3 protein-coding genes are annotated in these 7,488 nt (G+C 57.6%); all 3 read left to right on the top strand.

The genetic code is table 11. The features are described 5' to 3' along the window. The first annotated feature begins 255 nt into the window (after positions 1–255). Genes cas7g through cas3g form a run of 3 tightly spaced genes read left to right on the top strand, consistent with a single transcriptional unit; the run spans position 256 to position 7,071 of the window. Entirely contained in the window at positions 256–1,485 is a 1,230-nt protein-coding gene (gene cas7g / locus VCB98_RS13325) for a type I-G CRISPR-associated RAMP protein Csb1/Cas7g (RefSeq protein WP_346053353.1), read from the top strand. Positions 1,486–1,491: 6 nt separating this feature from the next. Further along, positions 1,492–3,051: a type I-G CRISPR-associated protein Csb2 gene (gene csb2, locus VCB98_RS13320; protein ID WP_346053351.1), complete on the top strand. Its 1,560-nt coding sequence runs from the start codon at positions 1,492–1,494 to the stop codon at positions 3,049–3,051. 57 nt (positions 3,052–3,108) lie between these two features. Then, positions 3,109–7,071, top strand: a complete 3,963-nt coding sequence (gene cas3g / locus VCB98_RS13315) for a type I-G CRISPR-associated helicase/endonuclease Cas3g (protein WP_346053349.1) — start codon at positions 3,109–3,111, stop codon at positions 7,069–7,071. Positions 7,072–7,488 lie beyond the last annotated feature (417 nt).

The raw sequence follows: 7,488 nt of genomic DNA, 5'->3' as shown, positions 1-7,488 counted from the left end.
AGTGCTGGATTGCCCCAACCGACTAGGCAAGACGGCAGCAATAACTCTGGCTTGGGCTGTATCGTCGGCGATAAACAGACGGATCCGAAATTCCTCACGGCTTCTGCGGTGTCTTCCGATGCGGATCTTGGTTGGGCGGTCTGAGAGCATTAAGACATTTCACAATCCAAGCGACAGCAGATGTCACGAACTTCCGCTGCAGTGCTCGGGGAACTCCAGAATGTTCCATCGGTTCAACTCAACAGGAGTATGAAAATGGCTGAAGAACTGACGCTAGAAACGCTTCACAGTGCTGTCTCAGGTGACGCGGCAGCATTCCGTTGCCGCCGGCGCCTCCAACCCGCCGGCGGCGAGGGTGACAAGGTCTTTCCACCAACCTTCGCTGGTGCAGTGTATGCCATAGAACAAAGGCGCGTTGCTGGCCGAGAGGAACCGGTAACCTGTGTGCTGCTCGACAGCGTGCAAAGTCAGGCAAACCGAATGGAGCTGGCACTGCAAGAAGCCATGTATACCAACCGGATCAGCCTCCCGTTGATTGAAGTAGATTTCTCCGAGCATGGACCAACCGGTGAAGTCGAAGCCGACGAAAAGGCGGGTCGTCTAATCGACGACGTGGGCAAGGTGACCAGTTTACAAGTTCCCCACCGACTCGCCGATGCCATCCTGCGAGACAGCGAACTCAACGGAACACCTTTTCGGCAATCTGATACGGGCAAGGCCCTAAATACGGCCAACCTGACCAACGCCACCCCACTATTTGAGCTGTGCCCCACGGCTTTGATCTTCGGGATGTGGGACTCTACTGGCCCCAAGGGCGGGCTAGGACCGAAATTTGAGCGAGCAATGGTCTCCGAGATTGTCGGCATCGGTGCGGAATATGAGAACGATTACCGTGCACGAGGCGTGCGCCGAGATCCACTGGAGATCAGCAAGAATGTGCCTGTCATGCGCAGCGAGGACAAGTCCTTGCGCAAAGTTGCTGAAGGTAATGAAAAGGGCGCTGTGCGCCCGTCGGAAATAAATCACTCAAGCGTCCCGTTCGATTCTGACAATTCTGGTGTCACTGTCGAATATGCCGAACAGACGACAACACTGTCACTGATTTGCCTCCGCCGGTTGCGCTTTCCCGTGAACGGCTCAGCCAGCGTCAAAGCCGACGAAGCTGCGCAGACAGTGCTTGCCGCACTGGGCTTGTGCGCCGCCACTCTTGCTTTCGAGTCCGGTCTGGGACTGCGCTCGCGCAGCCTGCTTTGGCCCGACGGCCCCATGATCTGGGAGTTGCTCGAACGCCCCGGCGATGCCCCCCGCGAGTTTCACCTGACCGGCGAACATGCCGCCAAGCTTCTTGAACAGGCGGTTGACGCGGCGGAAAGAGCCAATTTGCCGTGGCCGAAGGATCCAATCACACTTACCCCCTCAAAGGAACTGCTCAATCTGGTTCGGAAAAGTCAGTTGCAGATGAAGCAGGAAGGGCCGGAGGAGTAACCAGCCATGCTCACCTTAGGCATCCGCTACTTGAACGGTTTTTCCGCTGCGGCCGCACCGGATGATATGGAACGAGCCGAATGGCCGCCACATCCAGGCCGGGTATTCATGGCCTTAGCCGCCGCCCATTTTCAGACCGGCGCCGACCAGACAGAACGCCAAGCGCTGCTATGGCTGGAAGGCGCGGATCGCGGCGGCGAGATCACTGCCCCCGCGGTTGCGGCATCCGAAGCAACGCAGCGCGCGATCGTCAAGCATTACGTGCCCGTCAATGACAGGGCCGGCCCCGCCAAGGCCCTTCTTCATTCGCTGCCATTAACCCGCGCCCGCCAGGAACGCGTTTTTGCCCGCGCCTGGCTGGAAGAGGACACGGCCTATCTACTCTGGCGAGACCTGGAGCCCCCCCCGCATTACCGGGAGGCTCTGGCCAAGCTGTGCGCCAAAGTCACCCGCATTGGTCACTCAACCTCCCTAGTGCAAATGTGGGTTGCGGAGGCGGCAGAAGCTGGTGAACCCAATTGGGTTCCCGACGACAACCGTGCAATAGAAGACCTGCGCATCGCCGGCCCCGGCACTTTGGAGTACCTGGAAAGGCAATACAACACCCCAGCGGTGGAAGACTACGCAAACCTCAAGGCGCAAGAAATGGAAGCAGAGAGCCCCAAGATCAAGCGTGAAATCAGAAAACAGCTTAGCGAAGATTTCGAAAACCAGCCGCCCCCACAGCAGCGCCCAACTCTACCGCTTCGCCAGGGTTACGCCCCGCCCCTCCCTGACCAGGCGCCCGCCATCGTTGGCACCGTATTCACGCCCCATCTGCTCACTGTCCAGCTCAAACCGGAAAGCAGTACCTACAAGGCGTTGGATCTGACATCTACCCTGAACGTGATCAATCGAATGCGAGAGGCCATCCTCAGCCACAGCAACGACCTCTCTGCTCCGGTGCGTCGTCTGCTCAGCGGCCATAGTGTCAAGGGTGGACCATCGGATCAACCTCACTTGGCATTCCTGCCCCAGGCCTTTGTCGGCAGCAAGCATGCCGACGGCCACCTGATGGGCCTTGGCCTCGCCCTGCCCGCTGATATTTCGCGAACCGACCGTCGCGAAGCCCTTCGTGCAATCGCTGGTGTCAGGGACCTGAAGCTTGGTCCCCTTGGCTGCTGGCACATTGAGCCAATCATCGCTTCACGTCCTCCATGGAACCTGCGCCCAAACGCATGGACAGCGTATGAGAGGGGGGCCCGACATTGGTCGACGGTAACACCGATTGTGTTCGATCGACACCCCAAGACCAAGGACAGGACTCAGTACCAAGAGGAAGTGGCACAAATGATCACCAGAGCTTGCAACCGTATCGACCTCCCGAAACCCAAGGACATCATTGCCACACACATATCGGCACACCCCGGGGTGCCACCCGCCTTCCAATTCCCTCGAATCAAACGCAAGGACGGTAGTGAACGTCGCCACGTCCACGCGATTTTGATCTTCGATGAACCGGTATGTGGGCCAATTTTGCTCGGCGCTGGAAGATTCCGGGGCTATGGGGCGTGTCGACCACTGTAGGGCATTTGGCCGGTAACGAAATGAAGAACCAGTGTAAATTTTCAAAGGACTTGACGCATGGCTAGATATCCCAAGTTTTCGGAGTTCTTCGAAGGCCTGTGGGGTTACTCCCCATTTCCCTGGCAGTCCATGCTTGCCGATAAACTGATGTCGGGTGAATGGCCCAGGGCGTTGGATCTGCCAACAGCTGCAGGCAAAACCGCCTGTATCGATATCGCCATATGGGCACTGTCGACACAAGCGGACAGACAAACCTGGGAGCGAACGGCACCACGACGGATTTGGTTTGTGGTGGACAGACGCATTGTGGTAGACGAGGCGTTCGAGCGGGCACGAGAGATAGCGCGACGGCTACAGGGAGCAACCGACGGACCACTGAAGGCGGTCGCCGACCGTTTACGGAAAGTGAGCGGTGTCGACCCCGACCGGGGCCGGCCGCTGGCTACCGCTCGGCTACGTGGCGGAGCACTGCGTGACGACGGCTGGGCTCGGCTGCCGTCGCAGCCGGCAGTCATCACTTCTACGGTGGATCAGATCGGTTCACGGCTGCTATTTCGTGGCTACGGCCACAGCTCTCTTACGGCCCCCATCTTTGCCGGGCTTGCGGCCCATGACAGCCTCGTCATCCTCGACGAGGCTCATCTCTCAGCGCCATTCTTGGAAACACTTCGAGCCATCGAACGTTTCCGAGGGGAGACTTGGGCAGAAGAACCAATTCGTACGCCCTTCGCCTTCACAATGCTTTCAGCCACGCCGCCGTCGGATGTTGCTGAGTCAGAGCGGTTCCCTGGCAGAGACCGAAATATCGCGCTCGACCACCCCGAATTGGACAAACGGCTTTGTGCAACAAAACTGGCGGAATTAATTGAACTCAAAGGGCGTCGTGATCGGGAGGACCCACTAGTCACCGAGGCCACAGCACTAGCGACAGCATACGCTTTGGATGATGGGCACGAGCGCGTGGCGATCGTGGTAAACCGCGTAGGCACGGCACAAGCCATTGCCACAACGCTCCGATCTCACGTCGGGGACAGTGCGAATGTTGTTCTGTTGACAGGCCGGCTACGCCCACTGGACAGGGACTATCTCTTGGCCCAGTGGCAGCCAGTCCTTCGTTCCAACATGCCGAGCGAACCGGACCGGCCCGTCATTGTAGTCGCCACACAGACCATCGAGGTGGGCGCCGATTTCAGTTTTAGTGCGCTTATTACAGAGGCGGCAAGTCTCGACGCGCTGCGCCAGCGTTTTGGCCGACTCAACCGCCTAGGCAAACCAGGCACAGCACCAGGGGCAGTGCTTATCCGCGCGGAGCAGAAGAAATCGAAAAATCCCGATCCAGTGTACGGTGAGGCTATTGCCCAATGCTGGCAATGGCTTGAAAACCATGCGCAGGAAGCGGGCGCAGGCAAGCGAAAAACCCGCGTGATCGATTTCGGCGTAGCCGCTCTGGACGATGAGCTCACTGATGGGGAAGATGTTTCCCCCTGTCTGGCCCCTGTATCTAGCGCACCAACGCTCTTGCCTGCGCATCTGGACCTGCTTTGCCAAACAGCACCGCAACCGGCGATACAGCCGGATATCTCCATGTACCTGCACGGTACCGATCGTGGCACGCCGGAAGTACGTGTGATTTGGCGAGCGGACCTGGACGAACGTAACCGCGACATGTGGGGCGAGACCATCGCCCTGTGTCCACCCAACAGTCGAGAAACCCTGACAGTACCACTTTATCGCCTGCGCCAATGGCTGGCTGAACGGGAATCAGTGGACGATTCGGCTGATGTTGAGGGCACTGCCGAGGAAGGACACATGCACAAAATAAGTGACCTTTGTTGCCCCGTGCTGGTCTGGTCTGGGCGCGATCAGTATAGGGTATGCACGCGAGCCTCAGAACTGCGCCCGAACGATTTGGTCGTACTCCCGGCAGGCTACGGCATGGATGGACTGGGGCAGTTGCCCGCAAACAACGATGGCATCGATATCTGGGAACAGAGCCATGAAGCCAGTGGCCGGCCGGCAACCGTTCGCCTACACCGAAATGTGCTCAATCCCTGGCTCGATTGCCCTCCGTTAAAGGAATTATTGCGCCTTGCCGAGTCTCCAAATTGGGACGAGGACGAAGTTCAGAAGTCCATAAGCGCGCTGCTTATCTATATACCCCTCAATGAAAGAGATGCCCCAGCACCTCCACTCTGGCTACTCAAACTGATGGACCGTGCTCGCAAGGGAAGGATAGAAACACACCCGGATGATGGGTTGATTGTTATTGGCCCCGACAACGACAGATCTAATCTAAAGGAAACAAGCGAGGAGCAAGACTTCTTTGCCGATGACGACGACCTATTGTCCGCTGCAGACCGAGAGGTACCCCTAGACATCCATAGCGAGCTGGTTGAAAAGTCTGCCGAACTCCTGGGCAAGAAATGTCTACCAGATGACTTGCTCCAACCGTTAAAGGCCGCAGCCTATTGGCATGATGTGGGCAAGCTGGACGAGCGCTTCCAGTTATTGCTGCGTCAGGGCGATGAGTTGCGTGTCGCGACCGAAGTCCCTCTGGCTAAGTCCCGATACATTCCGCGTTCGCCGCAGCGACGAAGTTACCTGCGGGAAGTTGCGAGTTTACCCGAATCCTTTCGCCACGAGATGCTATCACTGCAGCTCGCCGAACGCTACGCACCACGGTCGGGAAATGAAAGTGCGGACGACCTCCTGCTGCATTGCGTGGCCAGCCACCACGGCCATGGTCGTCCATTCGCACCGGTGGTCCCAGACCCGTTGCCAGAGGCGGTTCATGGCGCACACGACGGGATCGAAATTTCCCTCGATGCAGAAACCCGGTCCCGCCTACCTGCACCTCATAACCTAGGGTCCCGAACAGGCGACCGGTTCTGGCGTCTTACCCGCCGGTACGGCTGGTGGGGACTTGCTTATCTAGAGGGCATTCTACGCCTGGCCGACTGGTATGGCAGTCGGCTGACCAAAGGGGACGCATCTGAACGCAAGACAACGTCTAGAACTATTTCTGCTTACGGCCCGGCGGGCCAAGAAGGAGGCAGGATTCTGCTTCCGGGGATAGACGGCACCAACCCTCTGGGGTTTCTAGCGGCACTTGGGACTCTGGCCACGCTTCATGCAGGCGGTCGCAAGAATGCACGCCTACACTGGGAGCAACATTTCACCTGGAGTCCGACCCTTTCGGGTACGGATTTGGATGACAGGGAAAGCCTGGTCGCGGAATTAACCAATCTATTAAAAGAAGAAAAGCGCCGAGAAATCAATATCGGTGTTTCCCAAGATGCACATAAACGAGTAATTGACTGTGACGCTGAACATTACCGGAACATCGCCACTCGCATGCTCGAGCAATCAGACTGGAAAAATAGGACATCGGTCGATTTCATCGCCAGTTTCGCCAGTGACGCTTGCATCGATCAAGACGGAAGAGGTAAACCATATACTAATAGCCGGAAACAGCCGAAACTGGAAGACACGCCATTTCAGTTTGTCCGGGGCGGTGGCCACCAGTATTTCCTAGGGACAGTGCACCAATTGATTGAGGTAGTCAGCCCCGACCGCATCAAGAATGTCCTATTCGATCCGTGGCGTTACGAAGATGAGAAGCTTTCCATGCGTTGGGATCCGACTGAGGACCGGCGCTATGCCCTAATGGATCGCAATCCAACCGCCCACGACAACAAGCCGCGCACGATCTGGATGGCCAATCTGCTGGCCTATCGAGCGCTGACGCTGTTCACCTCTGCCCCCGCTCACCACGGCCTTGCAACGACAGGCTGGTCTAGGCACGGGAAGCAGGAATGCTTTACCTGGCCACTATGGTCTCAACCGATCGGGCTGGACACGATTCATTCCGTTCTGCTTCTTCCAGAGCTCTACCAAATTCATCCAGATCGTCGGGAACTGAAGGAGCGCGGCATCCCAATGGCCTTTCGTTCCAGGCGGATACGAGTGGGGAGCGGAGCGAACTTTAAGTTGAATTTCAGTCCAGCACGGAGTATTTAGAGGCTGGGGTCTTCCATGTATGGGAATCGAAAGGAACTGCCCCCGACGATCCCGGCTCGGACCGGGGAGGAGCCCCCCGATTCCTACCGAATGCTCAATGAGTACAGCTACAGGTTCCGATTAGCTTATCTGGAGTGGGTCTAAGGGGAATGGGCGGACAGCTCTGACGCCGTGTAGGGACGTCATCATCATCGGCGCGCGGACAGGACTGGTGATAACCTGCCTCACGCTGGCGAGGCACGAGAACACGAGCATATTCATCCGCGCTCGATAGACCTTTCCCGAGCCGGTCAACGGGCCACTGGCGCTGGGCTTCGGTTGCCATTTTGGATTGGGGTGTTTTGCCCCATAGCAATCTAGGGGCGAGTTTACCTCTGAACAGGAGCCAACCCGATGATGGACGAAGGCACCCTAAAT

It is taken from the genome of Natronospira elongata, from assembly GCF_034931365.1.
Taxonomy (GTDB): domain Bacteria; phylum Pseudomonadota; class Gammaproteobacteria; order Natronospirales; family Natronospiraceae; genus Natronospira; species Natronospira elongata.
This window is presented reverse-complemented; position numbering and strand designations above follow the sequence as displayed.

Bases quoted from the DNA above. Each gene is read 5' to 3' on its own strand.
- cas7g (WP_346053353.1), top strand. From the start codon at position 256: ATGGCTGAAGAACTGACGCTAGAAACGCTTCACAGTGCTGTCTCAGGT.
- csb2 (WP_346053351.1), top strand. From the start codon at position 1,492: ATGCTCACCTTAGGCATCCGCTACTTGAACGGTTTTTCCGCTGCGGCC.
- cas3g (WP_346053349.1), top strand. From the start codon at position 3,109: ATGGCTAGATATCCCAAGTTTTCGGAGTTCTTCGAAGGCCTGTGGGGT.